Origin of the sequence: Streptomyces endophytica (genome assembly GCF_026153355.1) — a bacterium.
In the GTDB taxonomy this organism is placed as follows: domain Bacteria; phylum Actinomycetota; class Actinomycetes; order Streptomycetales; family Streptomycetaceae; genus Streptomyces; species Streptomyces endophytica.
The window spans coordinates 6,784,558-6,800,611 of the sequence record NZ_CP110636.1; the positions used below are offsets into that span (position 1 = coordinate 6,784,558).

The 16,054-nt window shown below is 69.0% G+C and carries 11 protein-coding genes and 1 pseudogene; 7 read left to right on the forward strand and 5 right to left on the reverse strand.

All coding sequences use genetic code 11. The features are described 5' to 3' along the window. Window positions 1-104: 104 nt before the first annotated feature. On the reverse strand, window positions 105-1,424 hold the full coding sequence (locus OJ254_RS30265; RefSeq protein ID WP_265364921.1) for an AlbA family DNA-binding domain-containing protein: 1,320 nt from the start codon (window positions 1,422-1,424) through the stop codon (window positions 105-107). Between the two features lie 939 nt (window positions 1,425-2,363). Here OJ254_RS30265 and OJ254_RS30270 point away from each other — a divergent pair. From OJ254_RS30270 to OJ254_RS30285, 4 genes are all read left to right on the forward strand, one after another. Then, a complete protein-coding gene (locus OJ254_RS30270; protein ID WP_265364922.1) occupies window positions 2,364-2,885 on the forward strand; it encodes a hypothetical protein in 522 nt (173 codons plus the stop codon). A gap of 651 nt (window positions 2,886-3,536) precedes the next feature. Next, the gene (locus OJ254_RS30275) at window positions 3,537-4,043 is read left to right on the forward strand and encodes a hypothetical protein (protein ID WP_265364923.1); all 507 of its coding nucleotides are present in this window, start codon (window positions 3,537-3,539) and stop codon (window positions 4,041-4,043) included. A 44-nt stretch (window positions 4,044-4,087) separates the two neighbouring features. Continuing rightward, the gene (locus tag OJ254_RS30280) at window positions 4,088-5,776 is read left to right on the forward strand and encodes a hypothetical protein (protein WP_265364924.1); all 1,689 of its coding nucleotides are present in this window, start codon (window positions 4,088-4,090) and stop codon (window positions 5,774-5,776) included. Window positions 5,777-5,838: 62 nt separating this feature from the next. Next, a complete protein-coding gene (locus OJ254_RS30285; protein WP_265364925.1) occupies window positions 5,839-6,672 on the forward strand; it encodes a hypothetical protein in 834 nt (277 codons plus the stop codon). Between the two features lie 712 nt (window positions 6,673-7,384). Here the strand turns inward: OJ254_RS30285 and OJ254_RS30295 are convergent. The 3 genes and pseudogenes from OJ254_RS30295 to OJ254_RS30305 all read right to left on the reverse strand — a co-directional run bounded on the left by OJ254_RS30295 (window position 7,385) and on the right by OJ254_RS30305 (window position 10,958). Beyond that, window positions 7,385-8,497 (reverse strand): EcsC family protein, encoded by a 1,113-nt coding sequence (locus OJ254_RS30295; RefSeq protein ID WP_265364926.1) that lies wholly within the window; start codon window positions 8,495-8,497, stop codon window positions 7,385-7,387. 410 nt (window positions 8,498-8,907) lie between these two features. Continuing rightward, window positions 8,908-9,707 (reverse strand): annotated as a pseudogene (locus OJ254_RS30300) (VOC family protein). Between the two features lie 123 nt (window positions 9,708-9,830). Beyond that, entirely contained in the window at window positions 9,831-10,958 is a 1,128-nt protein-coding gene (locus OJ254_RS30305; protein ID WP_265364927.1) for an acyl-CoA dehydrogenase family protein, read from the reverse strand. Between the two features lie 240 nt (window positions 10,959-11,198). Here OJ254_RS30305 and OJ254_RS30310 point away from each other — a divergent pair, with 240 nt between their 5' ends. Together OJ254_RS30310 and OJ254_RS30315 are read left to right on the forward strand one after the other, a co-directional pair. Then, window positions 11,199-12,848: an AMP-binding protein gene (locus tag OJ254_RS30310; RefSeq protein WP_265364928.1), complete on the forward strand. Its 1,650-nt coding sequence runs from the start codon at window positions 11,199-11,201 to the stop codon at window positions 12,846-12,848. 4 nt (window positions 12,849-12,852) lie between these two features. After that, window positions 12,853-13,704 carry a PaaX family transcriptional regulator gene (locus tag OJ254_RS30315; RefSeq protein ID WP_265364929.1) on the forward strand — a complete coding sequence of 284 codons (852 nt, stop codon included), beginning with the start codon at window positions 12,853-12,855 and terminating at the stop codon, window positions 13,702-13,704. 69 nt (window positions 13,705-13,773) lie between these two features. Here OJ254_RS30315 and OJ254_RS30320 read toward each other — a convergent pair whose 3' ends face one another. Beyond that, window positions 13,774-14,523 carry an HAD family hydrolase gene (locus tag OJ254_RS30320; protein WP_265364930.1) on the reverse strand — a complete coding sequence of 250 codons (750 nt, stop codon included), beginning with the start codon at window positions 14,521-14,523 and terminating at the stop codon, window positions 13,774-13,776. A 487-nt stretch (window positions 14,524-15,010) separates the two neighbouring features. Between OJ254_RS30320 and OJ254_RS30325 the strand changes: the two genes are divergently transcribed. Beyond that, a complete protein-coding gene (locus OJ254_RS30325) occupies window positions 15,011-15,655 on the forward strand; it encodes a TetR/AcrR family transcriptional regulator (protein WP_265364931.1) in 645 nt (214 codons plus the stop codon). Window positions 15,656-16,054: the final 399 nt, after the last annotated feature.

Consider the following 16,054-nt stretch of genomic DNA (forward strand, 5'->3'; position numbering starts at 1 on the left):
ACCGCGCGATGAGAACGCGGCAACCTATCGCAGGTGGCCTGCCGCTGAATAGGGAAAGAGGCGCGCGAGCAGCCCCACGCCAGCGGCCTTCTCGCGCACCTCTGCTACCACTTCCAGCCCGTAAGCCTGTGTCTCCAGCCGGAGTTGAGCCGTTCGACCCTGAGGTCTCCTTCGGGAGTCAGGATGCCGGGCTCATGGGCTCCCATGTCGGCCAACAGGTCGGAGGCGAGCGTGTAGGCCATGGTGATGGCCTCGCGCATGTTGGTGGCGACGGCGACGAGATCCGCCGTGGTCCGTACTGGCGTTGAAGGCAGAGCAACGGCGGAGCCCCACAGGCCGGGGTCCTCCGAGTTGTTAAGGCGCACATCCTTGTCGTCGAAGCGGTGGAGTGCCGTCGCGAGGAGGATTTCGCCCGTCGCGCCGCTCTCCACCGCCCAGGCGGAAGCGGCTTGTACCAACGTCACCAGGTGTAGTTCGAGGCCGATCTGGGACAGTGCGTTGGCGCCGTCGCGGTCGCACTGTGCCTCTTTGTAGTCGAGCGGCATTGCGCCGTAGAAGGAGCCGTCCTGGTGGAGCTGCCCGATAGGGGCGCCCTCGAAGCGGACCTGGCGGCGACCGGCCAGGACGGGATGGCGGGGTTGCATCTTGTCCGTCAACGCCGCTCCAGCCAGCTTGTGGAAGCGTTCAAAGGCCGCGTTTCGCTCGTTCAAGGTGGTCACGGAGTAGTTTCCGCGGATTGTTGGGATGGCGGTCAGGCTGGCCCAGAGGGGGTAGAGGTCGGTGGCGCGGGTGCCGCCATTGGGCAATGGAGTGTTCACGTCGTTCACCAGATAGCGGAGGCCCGCCTCGGCGACATAGTTGAGGCGGGCGATGTCGTCGGACGCGGCTTGGAATCGGTCGCGGTAGCGCTGCGCGATCTCGGATTCGGCGAGGCTCCGGGTTGTTGTGCCGTTCCGGACGTGCACACGGAAGTTGTAGTCGTTGCCCGGAGCGGCGACCGCGTGCGGCGCCTGCGTGCTGCGAGGAACGGTGATCAGCCAGTAGATCCTGCCGTCGTGCTTGGCGGACCGCAGGGAGCGCACGCCGATGTGGGGGACGACCGGCTGGATCCAGTTCGCGAGCACCGAGCGGATCCACTCCTCGCCGCGGCCCTGTGCTGGCTCAAGGGGTGAAAGTTCGTGTGCATGGTCCTTGCTCCCGTCGTCAACGCCGACGACGACCAAGCCGCCGACGGTATTGGCCATGGCACTCACATCTTTCGCGAGTTCCTTCTTGCCCGCGTCGGTGCCCTTGTAGAAGTCCTTCTTCCAGTCGAGGTCGACACCTTCAGGTATCTGGCTGTCGACCGCGCGCTGAAGGTCATCCTCGTCCAGGTCGTCGGGGTGTCGTCCCAATGCGGCTGTGAGTCGTGCGGGCAGAACCATCCGGCACTCCAGTGTTCGCCGTTCTCGCGACTGACTATCGTCAGTCACACAAGGCTAGAAGCAGACTGCTGTGCGTAACCAGGGTTTTGATCCTATGACCGTGCCCCATCGGCTCGCCTCGCACGCCACCGCGCCCAATAGGAATGCCACGGTGCGGTGACTGCATCTACGGCCCTGCCGAACGCAGCCAGGGAGGCGTCCAAGCGAGCCGTGTTTTCCACCTCGGAGACGGCATTCAGCAGATGCTCGGTGGAGTCGACGACGGCAGGATCCGAGCACCGCATGAGCGGGGCCGCTGCGCTAGCGACCCGGCTGAACGGCTCCCGCACGGCGTTTGCGATCTGCTTGCTGGCCCGCCGTTCCAAGCTCAAGAGCTCTGCTGCCCGGCCAAAGCCGACCAGGCCACACTGAGCGTCCGAGCCGCCGGCGATCCGGGCCCGAGCAGCACCGCCCGCGACGGCGAGCACGGCCAGGAGAAACGTCCCTCCGCGAGCGACCGGCCCTTCCCACAGCACGCGGTTGGAGGCTGCCGCCCCCCGCACGTGTTGTAGGAGACAGAGCGTAGATCGCGGTCCCAGTCCAGCTGGGCGATGAGGGCGTCGTCGCCGCGTCGTTGAGGGGACGGTGCCCCGCTGGCGCGGGAGGGATCGCTGCGGCCGTCTCACATGAGGCCCGGTAAGGATCCACTCTGTTGCCAGCCCGGCTCAAGGATGTGACGGACCTGCAAGAGGGAGGCGTGCTCCAGCCACACGGGACACCGCTCCCCAAACTTCCAGGCACTGGCTCGGCATTGAAGACACCTCGCCTTACCGCCGCGGGACTGGCTTATTTGCCTCTTCCGGAGCAGTGATCGCGACCATACCGTGAGTCACACTTTTGCCTTGATCAGCACTCCTTCCTGGTGCCAGGTCAAGGACAGGGAACGGGGAGGGGCACATCATGGATCCGCTGTCGTTTCCGGTGCTTGCCGGAACGGTGTTGACCGAGGCAGTCAAGTTTCTGTTCGACCGCGCAAGTGCGGTGCTAGATAGGCGAGCGGGGCGAGTTCCAATCGAGGAACCGGAGCAGGTAGCCGGGCGATCTGCAGCCCTTCAGGTGCGAGCTGCCGAACTCACGGACGCGCGTCTCGAGCGCCTCAGTCAGGCTCAAGGCGCACTCCGCGTCTATCTATCGCGGCCAAACTTGCTGCAGGGCGATGACGATGACCTTCGCGACCTCCTCGCACAGCTGAGGCGAGACCTGGAAGAGGTGTACGGCTGCGGCCTTCCCTTCGGAGACGAAGAGCGCCCTCGGCCAGGGGCGGAAGTCTCCCAACATGCCGACGAGGTCTCAGGTCAGCAGGTGGGAATCCGCGCTCAGAGCATGACGGCCAACGGCCGAGCCCACGTGGTGCAGACCGCCAAGACCATCACGGAAACCGGCGAGCAGGTCGGGCTGCGCATCGACGGATCAATCGGCTGAGGTTGGCGGCACACCATGAACTTCGAGCACGGCGACTCTCAGACGGCCGGACAAGACCCCAACCCGCGCGGACAACACAATTCGCTGCCTCAAGCGCCGTACCTGTCGGAAGGTGCGGAAACTCCCGCCCCAAGCGACCCAGCTACTGCAGCAGTAGACGACGGGGCGAGCTCTGCTGAGGACTCACCGAGCCCCGTTGACGCGGCTGGCGCTCCGGATCACGAGCCGCTTGCCCAAACAGCTGACAGGCCCCTTAGCTCGCCGCCGGCCCAAGTCATTTTCCCCTCGGGAGCATTACCGCACGAGCCCGAGAAGGCGAAGACCACCCAGTTACATAGTGACTCCGCCCACGAGACAGAGACGCCCTCACCCGCAACCGCCTCGAGCGAGGGCGAGGCGGCCGGCAAGGGCTCTGAGCCAGAACCATCGACACCGCACGAAAGCCAGCGCCGTCACACAGAAGAGCCACCCGCAGCGACGCCAAGCTGGGAAGGGGACTACACGCCTCCGGCGGATGCTTCCTCACAAGGCACAACGCGGGCCGAGCCAGCGGCCCTTGATACCTCCCCAATCGAGCCAAACGGCGCTGATCCCCATGCTCAGCCTGCTCCCTGCTCGCCCCCTGATCTGCCGACAGAGGACTCTTCTGCCGTGTCGCAGCGGCAGGCGCCGGATCCGTCCACGGTAGAAGCCTTTCATCAGGCAGCTCTCCTTCAGCGTGCGCTGATCAACAACGGCGAGATGATCGCTGTAAAGAATGTATTCGAGCAGACGCTCGATACTCATGCACCGATTTCCACTGGGTACCTGGACGTCGTCCGTGAGGTGTACGCCGAGCTGCACACGAAGCTGGACCGGGGCTACTTCGGCGAGAACGAACGCAGCACGTTCGACGACGCCTTCTCGCTTCTGCGACCGGCAGGGTCCGTGCTGGTCCTCAGCCGGCCCTCTGGCACGAGTCGCAACATCACCGCCTACGCCCTCATGTCCCGCCTCTTGAACGACGGACTCATCAAGGAAGTGTGGCCGCTCTCGTTCGGAAGCGCTTCGATCTTTCCTGCAAAGCGTCTGCCACGTGAACACCACCGTGGCTACGTACTTGAGCTTCCCCCGACGAGGACGACTTCGAGATTCACAACTCGTTCGGCGCGAACCTGAAGGATGTCCAGGAGCATCTCAGCCCGCGCAATTGCCGACTCATCGTGATCACGACGCCCGATCAGTGGCGCCGCATCGGCCGCGGCGCTCCGGACAGTGTGGCCCCTGACCTTGGCGCCGCGCGGCCTGCCGACGTAGCGGAGCGATGGTTGCGCGCCGAAGAGCCCAGCTTTCCCGTCGCGGCATGGCTCAAGCACCCACAGATGAGAGCCCTCCTGGACGGCCAGAGCCCGACCGAGGTGCTGCGCATCGTGGACCTCATGCGCGAGGCACGACGGACTGCCTTGCGGACCATCGCTAACCAAGCCATGGGTCTCGATGCGTTGCAGCGCCGCGCCGAAACCGCCGACACCGATGACGCAATCGCCAAGCAAGTAGCCAACGTCGCAGCTGCCCGCAACAACTGGGAAGACCAGCTGTACACATGGCATGAGAAGCCAGACCGAACTAGTTTCCAACGCAACTTCCTGGTGACCGCTGCCGTACTCCGCGGAGCGCCTGTTGGCCACATCTACGCCAAAGCCGCCGACCTCAGCAAGCTGCTTGAGGGCGACGACGTCAAGGTGACAGGACAGCAGGCACCCGGCGTAATCTCCATGACCCGAGCCATCCACGCGGACCGCACGAAGGAAGGTGTACTCAGCTTCCAGCGTCCGCATTGGGACGACGCCGCTCTCGAATACTTCTGGACTGACCGTCCCCTCGCCCGCGTGCCATTCCTAGAATGGCTGGCGCAGGCGCCGCTGGACGAACCAAAAGTGGCCATGGAAAGCGTCGGCATAGACGACCGGCGGGCACTAGCCGAAAGGGTCGGTGATTTCGCTGTCCGCTGGGCAGTCCGCCACCGTCGTCAGGAACCGCTGCAGGAAATCGTCACTGAATGGCACAAGCAGCGCGCTAAGGGGTTGTGGCCCCTTGCCACCTCCCTCTTGGACGACGCCGCCATTCACCCTGCCAGCGCCCCCTACATCCATACAATGTTGCGAGCCTGGGGCAGGCGAAAGACCGAAGTTGCCCTGCCGTTGGCAGTCGTGTCTGTCTGCGCGGGCAAGTTCGGCCGTACCCACACCGGAAAGGCACTACGACGCCTACGGGATGCTGCGGAGTCGGAGCACACTGAGGTGGCAGACGCACTGCAGGCCGCCGTGCGCACTCTCTGGGCGGATGACTCCGTGCGCCCTTTGCTCTTCAAGGACATCGTCGGCTGGTGTGGGAACGCCAAGATCAAGGAAACCGTCGGTCGCCAGACCTTCGCTGCTCTGGCGACCACCACAGACCCCAACAGCGATGGCATCCCGCTGATCCTCGGGAATCCCAACTCCGGAGATGAAGAAGGATTCCGCCCATCGTCAGAGGGTTTGGTCAAGGGTTGGCGAACCCTGTTAGCGGAAGGGCCAGGGCCAACGGGCGCAAGGCAAGTAGACACGGCAGTCTTCCTTTGGCTGGACGCAGCCCTACGGCATCCTCCCCTGAAATCCCTCATCCTCGACTCCTTGCGGAAGGCCGTCGACGTACGAGGCACGGAGGAAGGAAGAGTCTTGCGCGAGACCTTACGCGCCTGCGCACACGGCTGGGTGCAAGGTGAAGACCGCCCCTTCTCCGAGGAACGGGAGGCAGTGCGACAAGAACTGGGCGCCCTCCTCGACGAGGACCTGTACGCCGCAGTGCAGGAGCAGGAGGACCCAGACCCCAGCGGCGATGGCGTCAGGAGCAAGGGGACCGACACCGAGTGAGGCGATTCATTCCCTGGCCGCGACGGAACACTCCGGCAGAAGAGCCGCCAACCCTACCCGCTGTGTGGACGCAAACATTCACCGACCGTCTGGCCAGCAGCGATCCGACGCTGCGGTTCGGTGCGCAAGTACAGGTGACATGGCGGGCAGAGCCCGATGGCACGGCAGTTAATCCCGACGACGCAGCACGTCTCGTTCGGAGAGTCGTAGATGAGGCGGCAGGATCGTGCGACGTATTACGACGTGACGTTGCCGAGCAGGACATCAACGCAGCCCTGCGGGACCAGCTGCCGCTAGCTGGGTACGGCATCGAGGTACTGGATAGCCATGTCCGCCTCGCCATCGATGACTCCACGCAGAGGGCAGCTCTCCTGGCAGAGCGAATGCGCCAGGGCTACGCCCTCGAGGAGGCTCGTCAACGCCAGGAGCAGGAACGTAAGGAAACCCACCTGCGCCTGCAGCGCAAGCGAGAAGAGGCCCAGCGGCACGAGGAACACACTCGTGAGGAGGATCGGCTTCGCCGCGATTACGAACTGGACGCATTAGCCCGCAGGCAAGCGCGAGCGCGTGCGGAATTCCTCCGTAACGAGATCCTCGCCAATCCTGCGTCAGCCCGTCTCTACACACTGCTAGAGCGCTCTGCGGAGCACTGGCCCCGGCTGGGCGGGCCTCCTGCCGGCACGAGTCTTCCGGATTTGGTGCGCGAAGTTCAGGGATGGCAACCACATGCTCGATGGGTAGTCATCGCCCAATTGCTCCACGACTTCGCGACCGGCCTTACAGAGGAAGGCCGCAAGGAATTCGTGACCATCCTCGCAAAGGCTGTCAAGGTGCACGGCGACGAGAAGACAGCCCAAGCGCTCATCGACGCCGCAGGGGAGCAAGAATGCGATTAACCCTGTGGCGATGGGCCCTGGACCCAGCCACAAGCCTCCTAGCTCTGCGCCTCCGGGCTGGGACCCACGGCCGTATGTCGTACGACGCGGCCTGGCGACTAGCCCGCGTCACTCGCTACCCCGACGAGTTGGTCTACCGACTCCACGGCCACGGTCGGGAACCCATGCCATAGAGTGGCCCGGAAATTCTGGGCAGTAGTGAGCACGGCGTGAGTGTGCTGGACTACTCGCTGCTGGTAGTGCTGGGCCACGACTCGTGCAGCGTGGTCGCAGCGCACGCTGCCGCCAAACGAAGTCTCGTGGCCTCTACGGATGCTCTGTACTGGCAGCCAACCTGGTCGGTGGCTGGCACCGCGTGGGTCGGCTCTTGGAGTTGGTGCCGGGCAAATGATTGCGGCGTTCCGTGTCGAAGACCCCCGCCGTCCCGAAAACGCCGGAAGTTTCCGGGACGAGCCAGTGGTCGGGCGCGTTCGCGCAGGTCAGAGCCGCCTCGCTCCCCCACCCACCAGGTGCCTTCTAAGCGCCTGCTGCATCTCGTGCTGCCGCAACATCGACAGCACCGGTCGGGTGCTAGTCGCTGTTCCTCGCTGGGCAGCGGGTATGTCAAAGCCCCGGCGGAGGGCCTGTTGCCAGGGCCGGCGCTCCACCGGGGCGTCCGAGCAATACCAGCTCGCATTCTCGGCCCCGCTCCGGGCATGTGAACCGCGTCGGTTCAGCGGAGGTCGGGTCCGCCCGCCTCGGCGAGCTCGCCAAGCACACTGATCGCCTCGTCAGCGTCGTCCGGGACGTCCGGGTCGGTATCAGGGAACGATCCGGATGCCTCCTCGTCACCGAGATGTGGGTACTTCTCAAGAAGGAACCGCCGCCGGTACGCCACGTCGGCGGCGTCAACGATCCCCTCCAATGTGGTCCAGTTGAGGCTGCCTCCCACGAGGATCCCAAATGCGGGTACGGCTTTGCCGAGTCCCTTCTTGGTAAGGCGAAAGCCGAACGCCTTCGCGAACCGCGCGGAAACCTTGGTGACAACTGCCTCGTTGAGGACCGCCCACGTCTTACCGCGGACGAGTGCTTGAGTGAGCCGTGAGATATCGGCCATCGCGGCGGTCTTGGCGGTGGCCGACGTTGCCGTCCCGGCATTGACAACAGACATCACAAAGAGCTTCTCGGCAGGCTCTTCGGGGTCGTAGCCGTAGAGCAGCGAGATCTGGCCGACGGAGCGAGATGCGAGTCCGAGGACGACTGCGGCATCGGCAGCAAAAGCGCCGACGATTGCACCTCCCGAAGGCGCTGCCGCAGCGCCCGCGGAGGCAGCGGTGACGAGCTGTCCTCCGGAGATCACAAGCCCAGCACCCGCTCCAGCTAGCGCCGCACCGGCGGGGTAGTACCAGCTCGCTGCCCGTCCACGGACAGCATCGACCTGCTCGAGGCCGAGGCGGCGCAGGTCGGACAGTGATGCAACATCGTGCCCGCGCTTCTTGTGGAGCGCCACCACCCGCTTGGAGGAGAGTCCCGCTCGCGAGACCCGTCCCGCCGTCTGCCGCATGGACTGAAAGGCGGCTCCGCTCCAGTCCGGGAGGGCGTCGACGGCTCCGCGAACCCCGGCGCTGACCTTGTGAGCGCCCTTGGCAGCGATTTCCTGTCCACGCGAAACGGCCGATTGGGCCCGTGGGTGGTTCTCCAGGTACTTCGCGGCACGCTTGCCGAGTTCCGCAGCGCCGGTGGCCACTTGCTCGCCAGTGTTTCTCATTACTCGTGACAGCGGGCGGCCCTTGAACCGTTGGATGTCACGCCATGCCGCGAGCTCGTAGTCCGAGGGGTCTGCCATACCGCGATGGTAGTTGCCAAGACCTTCGCGCAGTGCCGCAATGCTGCACCCCGGTTCACGCGCACCACGCAGCTTCATAGAGCCGAAAGAGTGGCCGTCGGCAGTGGGAGTCCCCCTGGGAATTTCCTGGGACTTCCGGCCGCATCAACGGGCATGACCGTGAAACAGCCGAAAGGCCATCAGCGCAGGTCAGCACCCCACAGCCACCCATCGCGGCAGGTCACGGCGCCCCCTGGTCTCTTCCGGGACATCTGACGAGCCGCCCCGGCTGCGGCAGTTCCGGTCGGCCCAGCGCCACCGGCTGCCGTCGGCCGGGGCGTGCCGGAATGGCCGGGATCGCTGGGGTTGCTGGGATCGCCGGTGTCACGCAACCCGTGCGGCGGGCGTCACGACGGCCCGCGCGGTGGGCGTCACAGCGATCCGTGCGGCGTGAGGATGACGAATTCGGCGCCTGCGGAGTCCGTGCAGACGGCGAGGCGGCCGACGCCCTCGGCGGTTTCGGGGCCCATGGAGAGGGTGCCGCCGTTGCCGGTCACCAGGCCGACGGTGGCGTCGCAGTCCTTGGAGATGAAGACCGGGTGCCAGTAGGGCTTGCCCGAGGGGCGAGGAGGTCGGTGGGGACGCCCATGAGGCCGCCGTGCGTGCGGTCGTCGCCGCAGTGCGCGGGGGTGAGCAGGGTGTAGGTGCCGCCGCCGGCGGGGAGCGGCATGTCCTGGGTGTGCCAGTCGAAGACGGATCGGTAGAAGGTCTGGGCGGCGGCCGGGTCGGTGGTGTACAGCTCCGTCCAGCCCAGGCTGCCCGGGGCGTCGGCGGCTTCGAAGCCCGGGTACCGCGCGGGCTGCCAGATGGCGAAGTCCGCCCCCTGCGGGTCCGTGAGCTGCGCGAAGCGGCCGTCGTCGGCGCCGACCATGACCGGCTGCGAACGGACCGCGCCGCCCGCCTGCTCCACCGCCTTGACCGTGGCGTCCGCGTCGGGGGTGTGGAAGTAGATCGTCCAGGCCGACGCGGCGCCGTGCTCGGTGAGCGGGCCGACCGCGCCCACCGCCTTCCCGTCGAGCCGGAAGAGCGTGTATCCGCCCGCCTGCTGGTCACCGAACGGCTCCGACCGCCAGCCGAACACCGCGCGGTAGAAGGCCGTCGCGACCTCGACGTCAGGCGCACCCAGATCGAGCCAGCACGGGGAGCCGGGGACGAAGTCAGTAGTGATCATGGCGTTTCCCTTCGCGGATCCTCTCTGGATTCAGCCTGACATTCGCCACTGACAATCGCCCGTCGGAACGGTGGGTGACCGGCGGGCGGCGGGCCGTGCCCGGCACCGGCCCGCCGTCGGCGTTCAGGTCCGGTAGAGCTCCTTGGCGATGATCGAGCGCTGCACCTCCGTGGCGCCCTCGTAGATACGGGGAGCCCGGACCTCGCGGTAGAGGTGCTCCAGGAGGTGGCCGCGGCGCAGTGCCCGGGCGCCGTGGATCTGGACGGCGGCGTCGACCACGTACTGCGCGGTCTCGGTGGCCAGCAGCTTGGCCATCGCCGAGCGGCGGGCGATGTCGCGGGCCCCGGTGTCGTACGCGGTGGCCGCCGCGTACACCAGGAGGCGGGCGGCCTCGGTGCGGGTGGCCATCTCGGCGAGCTGGTGTCCTACGGACTGCAGGTCCTTGAGCGGGCCGCCGAACGCGGTGCGCGTGCCGGCGTGTGCCACCGCGGCGTCCAATGCGGCCTGTGCCATGCCGACCGCGAACGCGCCCACGCTCGGCCGGAAGAGGTTCAGCGTGCCCATCGCGACGGCGAATCCGCCGTCCACCTCGCCCAGCACGTCCTCGCCGGTCACCGGTGTGCCGTCGAAGACCAGCGTGCCGATGGGGTGCGGGCTGAGCAGGTCCAGGTGCGCGCCGCTCAGGCCGGGCCGGTCGGCGGGCACCAGGAAGGCGGTGACGCCGCGGGACCCCGGCGCGCCACCGGTACGGGCGAAGACGGTGGCGAAGTCCGCCTCGGGCGCGTTGGAGATCCAGCACTTCTCGCCGGTCAGCCGCCAGCGGCCGGGCCCGTCCGGCTCGGCGGCCAGGGACAACGCGGCGGCGTCCGAGCCGGCGTCCGGCTCGCTCAGCGCGAAGGCGGCGACCGCGCGGCCCGCGGCGACCTCGGGCACCCAGCGGGCGCGCTGCGCCTCGGTCCCCGACTGGACGATCGGATAGGTCCCCAGCCCTTGGAGGGCGAGGGCGGTCTCCGCCTCCGTGCACTCCTGGGCGAGGGATTCCCGCAGCAGGCACAGGTCCAGGGCGCGCAGCGGCCCGTCGTCGGGGAACAGGCGGCGCAGCAGGCCGAGTTCGCCGAGTGCCGCCACCAGGGGGCGGTTGACCCGGCCCTCGGTGCCCTTCTCGGCGAGCGGGCTCAGCCGTTCGGCCGTCATGGCGCGCAACGCGGCGCACCATTCCTGCTCGTCCGGTCCCAGCGCGAATACAGTCACGAGTCGGCTCCCTGGTAGCGGTCCTCTATCGCGGTCTGTTGACTGCCGTCACGAACACGTTACGCTGACGACGGATCCGAACGGCAGCCCCCGGGGCGAGGGACAGCCCTTGAGCGACGAGCAGTCCCTTGAACAACAGACAGTTCTGGAGCAGTCTCGACGGCTCGTCGGCCGGTCCCGGCCGGAGGGACGAGCAGCCGACCGAGCCGGCCACCCGGCCGTCCTAGGGGGCGCACCGCCATGGAGCCACGGTCCTCGGCCCACACCGACACCTTCGCGCGCGACCGGCTGCCACCCCGCGAGCAGTGGCCGCACCTGACCGACCTGGGCTATCCCGACCGGCTGAACTGCGGCGCCGAGTTGCTGGACGGCACCCTCGCCCGGCACGGCGCCGACCGGCCCGCGCTGCGCGACGCGGCCGGCCGGGTCTGGACGTACGGGGACCTGCGCGCCCGGGTGGACGCGATCGCGCACGCGCTCACCGGCCCGCTGGGCGTCCGCCCCGGCAACCGCGTCCTGCTCCGCGGCCCCACCACCCCCTGGCTGGCCGCCTGCTGGCTGGCCGTGATGAAGGCCGGGGCGGTCGCGGTGACGGTGCTGGCCTCCCAGCGCCCCGACGAGCTCGCCACGATCTGCGGGCTGGCGCAGGTACAGCACGCCCTGTGCGCGGCCGAGGCGGTCGACAACCTCACCAAGGCCGGGGTTCCCGGGCTGCGCATCACGACGTACGGCGGCGACGGACCGGGCGACCTGCGGCACCTGGCCCGGCCCGGCGGCGCCCCGTACGAGGCGGTGCCGACCGCGGCCGACGACGTCGCGCTGATCGCCTTCACCTCCGGCACCACCGGCCGCCCCAAGGGCTGTCTGCACTTCCACCGGGACGTGCTCGCCATCGCGGACACCTTCTCCGCGCAGGTCCTGCGGCCCACCCCGGACGACGTGTTCGCCGGCAGCCCGCCGCTGGGCTTCACCTTCGGCCTCGGCGGCCTGGTCATCTTCCCGCTGCGGGCCGGCGCCTCGGCCCTGCTCGCCGACTGGGGCGGTCCGGAGCGGCTGCTCGGCGACATCGCCCGGCACCGGATCTCGGTGCTGTTCACCGCGCCGACCGCCTACCGCGCGATGCTCCCCCGGCTCGCCGGCCACGACGTGTCCTCGCTGCGCCGCTGCGTGTCGGCCGGGGAGAACCTGCCCGCCGCCACCTGGCAGTCCTGGTACGAGGCGACCGGCCTGCGGATCATCAACGGCATCGGCGCCACGGAACTGCTGCACATCTTCATCGCGGCCGCCGACGAGGCGATCCGGCCCGGCACGACGGGCCTGCCGGTGCCGGGTTTCGAGGCGCGGGTGGTGGACGCGGACGGCGCCCCGGTGCCGGACGGCGAACCCGGACTGCTGGCGGTCCGCGGCCCGACGGGCTGCCGCTACCTCGCGGACCCGCGGCAGACCGAGTACGTACGGGACGGCTGGAACCTCACCGGCGACACCTATGTCCGCGAGCCGGACGGCTACTTCCGCTATGTGGCCCGCGCGGACGACATGATCATCTCGGCCGGGTACAACATCGCCGGTCCCGAGGTGGAGGACGCGCTGCTGCACCACCCCGACGTGACCGAGGCGGCGGTGGTCGGACGGCCGGACGAGGAGCGCGGGCAGGTGGTGGTCGCCCACGTCGTCCTGCGGGCCGGCGTGCCCCGGGGGCCGGACACCGTCGCCGCGCTGCGCGCGTTCACCAAGTCCCGCATCGCCCCGTACAAATGCCCGCGCGAGATCGTCTTCCACAGCGCGCTGCCGCGCACCCCGACCGGCAAGCTCCAGCGCTTCCGGCTGCGCGCGCCGGACGGGGCGGGCGCCCCGGCCCGCGGGCCGGACCCGGTCGCCGATCTACAGTGATCCGGTGACCGACCAGCAGACACAGCGCACCCCACGGTCCCTGATCGTCACCTTCTACGGTGCGTACGGGCGCGACGAGCCCGGCCCGGCGGACCAGGCGGCCGGGCCGGTGCCGGTCGCCGCGCTGATCCGGCTGCTCGGCGTGCTGGGCGTCGACCCGCCGTCGGTACGTTCCGCGGTTTCCCGCCTCAAGCGGCGCGGCCTGCTCGTCCCCGGGCGCACCGTCACCGGGGCGGCCGGCTACGGGCTGTCGGACGCCGGCCGCCAGCTGCTGGACGACGGCGACCGGCGGATCTTCGGCCGGCCCGCCGCGCGGCTGTCCGACGGCTGGGTGCTGGCCGTCTTCTCCGTCCCCGAGGAGGAGCGGCACAAACGGCACCTGCTGCGCTCACGACTGGCCCGGCTGGGCTTCGGTACCGCCGCCCCGGGTGTGTGGATCGCCCCCGCGCACCTCTACGAGGAGACCCGGCACACCCTGGAGCGGCTCGAACTCGCCCCGTACGTCGACCTGTTCACCGGTACGCACGCGGGTTTCGCGCCGACGGCCCGGTCGGTGGCGCGCTGGTGGGACCTGGACGCCATCGCCGCGCAGCACCGCGCCTTCCTGGTGGAGCAGGAGCCGGTGCTGCGCCGGTGGTCACGGCGGCGCACGGTGCCGGGCGAGGCGGCCTACCACGACTATCTGCTGGCCCTGGACGCCTGGCGCCGCCTGCCGTACGCGGATCCCGGACTGCCCTCTCCCCTCCTGCCGGAGGACTGGCCGGGCGGCCGCGCCGCGGAGGTCTTCGGCCGGCTGCACGGCACCTTGCAGGCGGCGGGCGCCCGTTACGTGCGTGAGGTGACGGCAGGACCGTGAGGTACGCGGGGACGGTGAAGGGCCGTCAGCGTGCCGGACCACACGGCGCACCATGCGCCGGACCGGGCCTCAGCGGCGGCGCTGCACGGCCCGCGCGGCGCCCGCGGCTCCGGCGGCCATGGCGGGACGCGGCCGGGCGGCGGCGATCACCGACACCACGTCCTTGAACGAACTGCACATCCGGGTGCCGGCGACCGCGGCCAACTCGCCGAACGTGCCGACTCCGTACGTCACCGCGACCGGCTCCATCCGCGCGGTGACCGCCATCCTCATGTCCCCCACGGTGTCCCCCACGTACGCGGTCTGCCAGGCCGCGACCCCCAGCCGGCCGGCCGCCCGCAGCACCATCTCCGGGTGCGGCTTGCCACGCCGGACCATGTCCTGGCCGATGACCGGCCCGACCAGGTCGCGGATGCCCATGACGTCGAGCAGCGCCTCGGCGCTGCGGGTGGGCTTGGACGTGGCGACCGCCAGCTCGACACCGTGGGCACGCAGTGCGGACAGTCCCGCGCTCACGCCGGGGAAGAGCAGCTGCGGCCCCTGGCAGAGCACCTCGTAGGAGAACAGTTCGCGGTAGCGGTTGATGGCGGCCTGCACCCGGCCGTCGTCCTCGGGGCAGCCCAGCAGCCGTCCGAAGGCCGGGCCGGGCGGCTTGCCGATGGCCGCCGCCGCCTGCCGTGCGGTCACCGAGCAACCCTGCTCCGAAGCCACCTTGACCAACAGCTTGCTGATGGCGGGCAAGGTGTTGGCGAGGGTGCCGTCCAGGTCGAAGACGGCGGCTCGGAGCGTGTCGACTCCGGTACCCCGTGCGCCTCTCACGGGACGTTCGCGGACTTCCGTTGCTACGCGCATGGCTGGAGACCTTTCGGGTTCCGGTGGGGGTGCGGGTTCGGGTGACGTTGCCGGCTCTGCTGATGGGGCGGCGGCCCGCGGTCGACGACTCGTAACGGCTGAGGCGGTCTCGCCATGGCGCACCGCTGTCCAACGGCGGCACGCGACCGACGGGGCGGCTGCAACGGAAGGGAACGTCCCGTTTACCGCCTTCGGAGATTTAAAAACCGCCTGCGCTGTTTGTCAATGCGCCTTGGTCACTCCCTGACGGGTCGACAACGCCCATCCTGGCGTTCAGACTGGGGACACACGCTTCACAGGGGCCGCCGATGCCCCCGAACGGGCGGCGGACCGTCGACTTCCCGTCAGGAGGCGCGAGTTCCGGCCAAACCCCTGAAGCATATCGAACCGCATGGTTGGTTTTCTATGTAGACTGCAATCAGCTCGCAGCCGTACTAGAGACGGGACGGACACCGTGCCCACCCAGCATCGCGCCATCCAGAGCCGCCAGGCACTCATCCGCTCGGCCGCCGAGACCTTCCTGGAGAAGGGGGTCCCGGCCGCGGGCATGGTCGAGATCAGCCGGCGGGCCCGCCTGAGCAAGGGCGCCCTCTACTTCCACTTCACGTCCAAGGACGACCTGACCCTCGCGGTGCGGGACTCCGCGCTCGCCACCCTCCAGGAGATCGAGGACGCCTTCACCCGCTCCCCGGAGCCACTGCCGCACGCCGTACGGGACTTCGCCGTCGAGCTGTTCGGCCGGGTGCGGACCGACGCCGTGCTGCGCGCCGGACTGCGGCTGCGGCCCGAGACCGCGCCGGGCCTCGGCATCTACGCCCTGGAGCAGCGCTGGTACGCGCTCTTCCTCGACAAGGCGGTCACCTGCGGCACCGGCAGCCCCGGCGGACCGGCCGCGGCGGACGCGCCGGATGCCGAACCGCGGCGCACCGCCCAGCTGCTGACCTCGGTCGTGGTGGGGCTGCTGCACCTCGGCGGCGAGGACGGCACCTGGTGGGACGAGGAGGCCGTGGCCGGGCTGTGGGCACTGCTGCCGGAGGCCCCGGACCGGGTGCCGGCCGCCGGCATTCCCGCACCGGCACAACTGCCCGCGGCCGGCTGATCCCAGGCCGCCGCGCCGCACCGGACCGTCGCGCCACACCGGGCCGCACCCGCGGCCCCTCTTCATGCCTCCGGCGCACGCACACCGCACCGACACCAACGGGCGTCCGTTTCACCGGGCGTCCCCCGTCGCCACTCCATGAACACCGCGCCGATGCCGGCACGTCGATGCCGTCCGGCGCCAGCAGCCACCGCCGTCCCCCTGCTCGGCGGTGAACTTCCGCCCCGCACAAGGACGGTGCCCGGGTACGCCGGGCATGCAGCCGCCGCCGTGACCCGCGAGCCGACGTGCGTGCGGCGGCGGGACCGGCCTTCCTCCACGAAGTGCCCCACGCCCGCCGGGCCTTGGGCACGGGCGGCGCGCGGGTTCAATACCGCATGGTTGGCTTCTTTATCATGG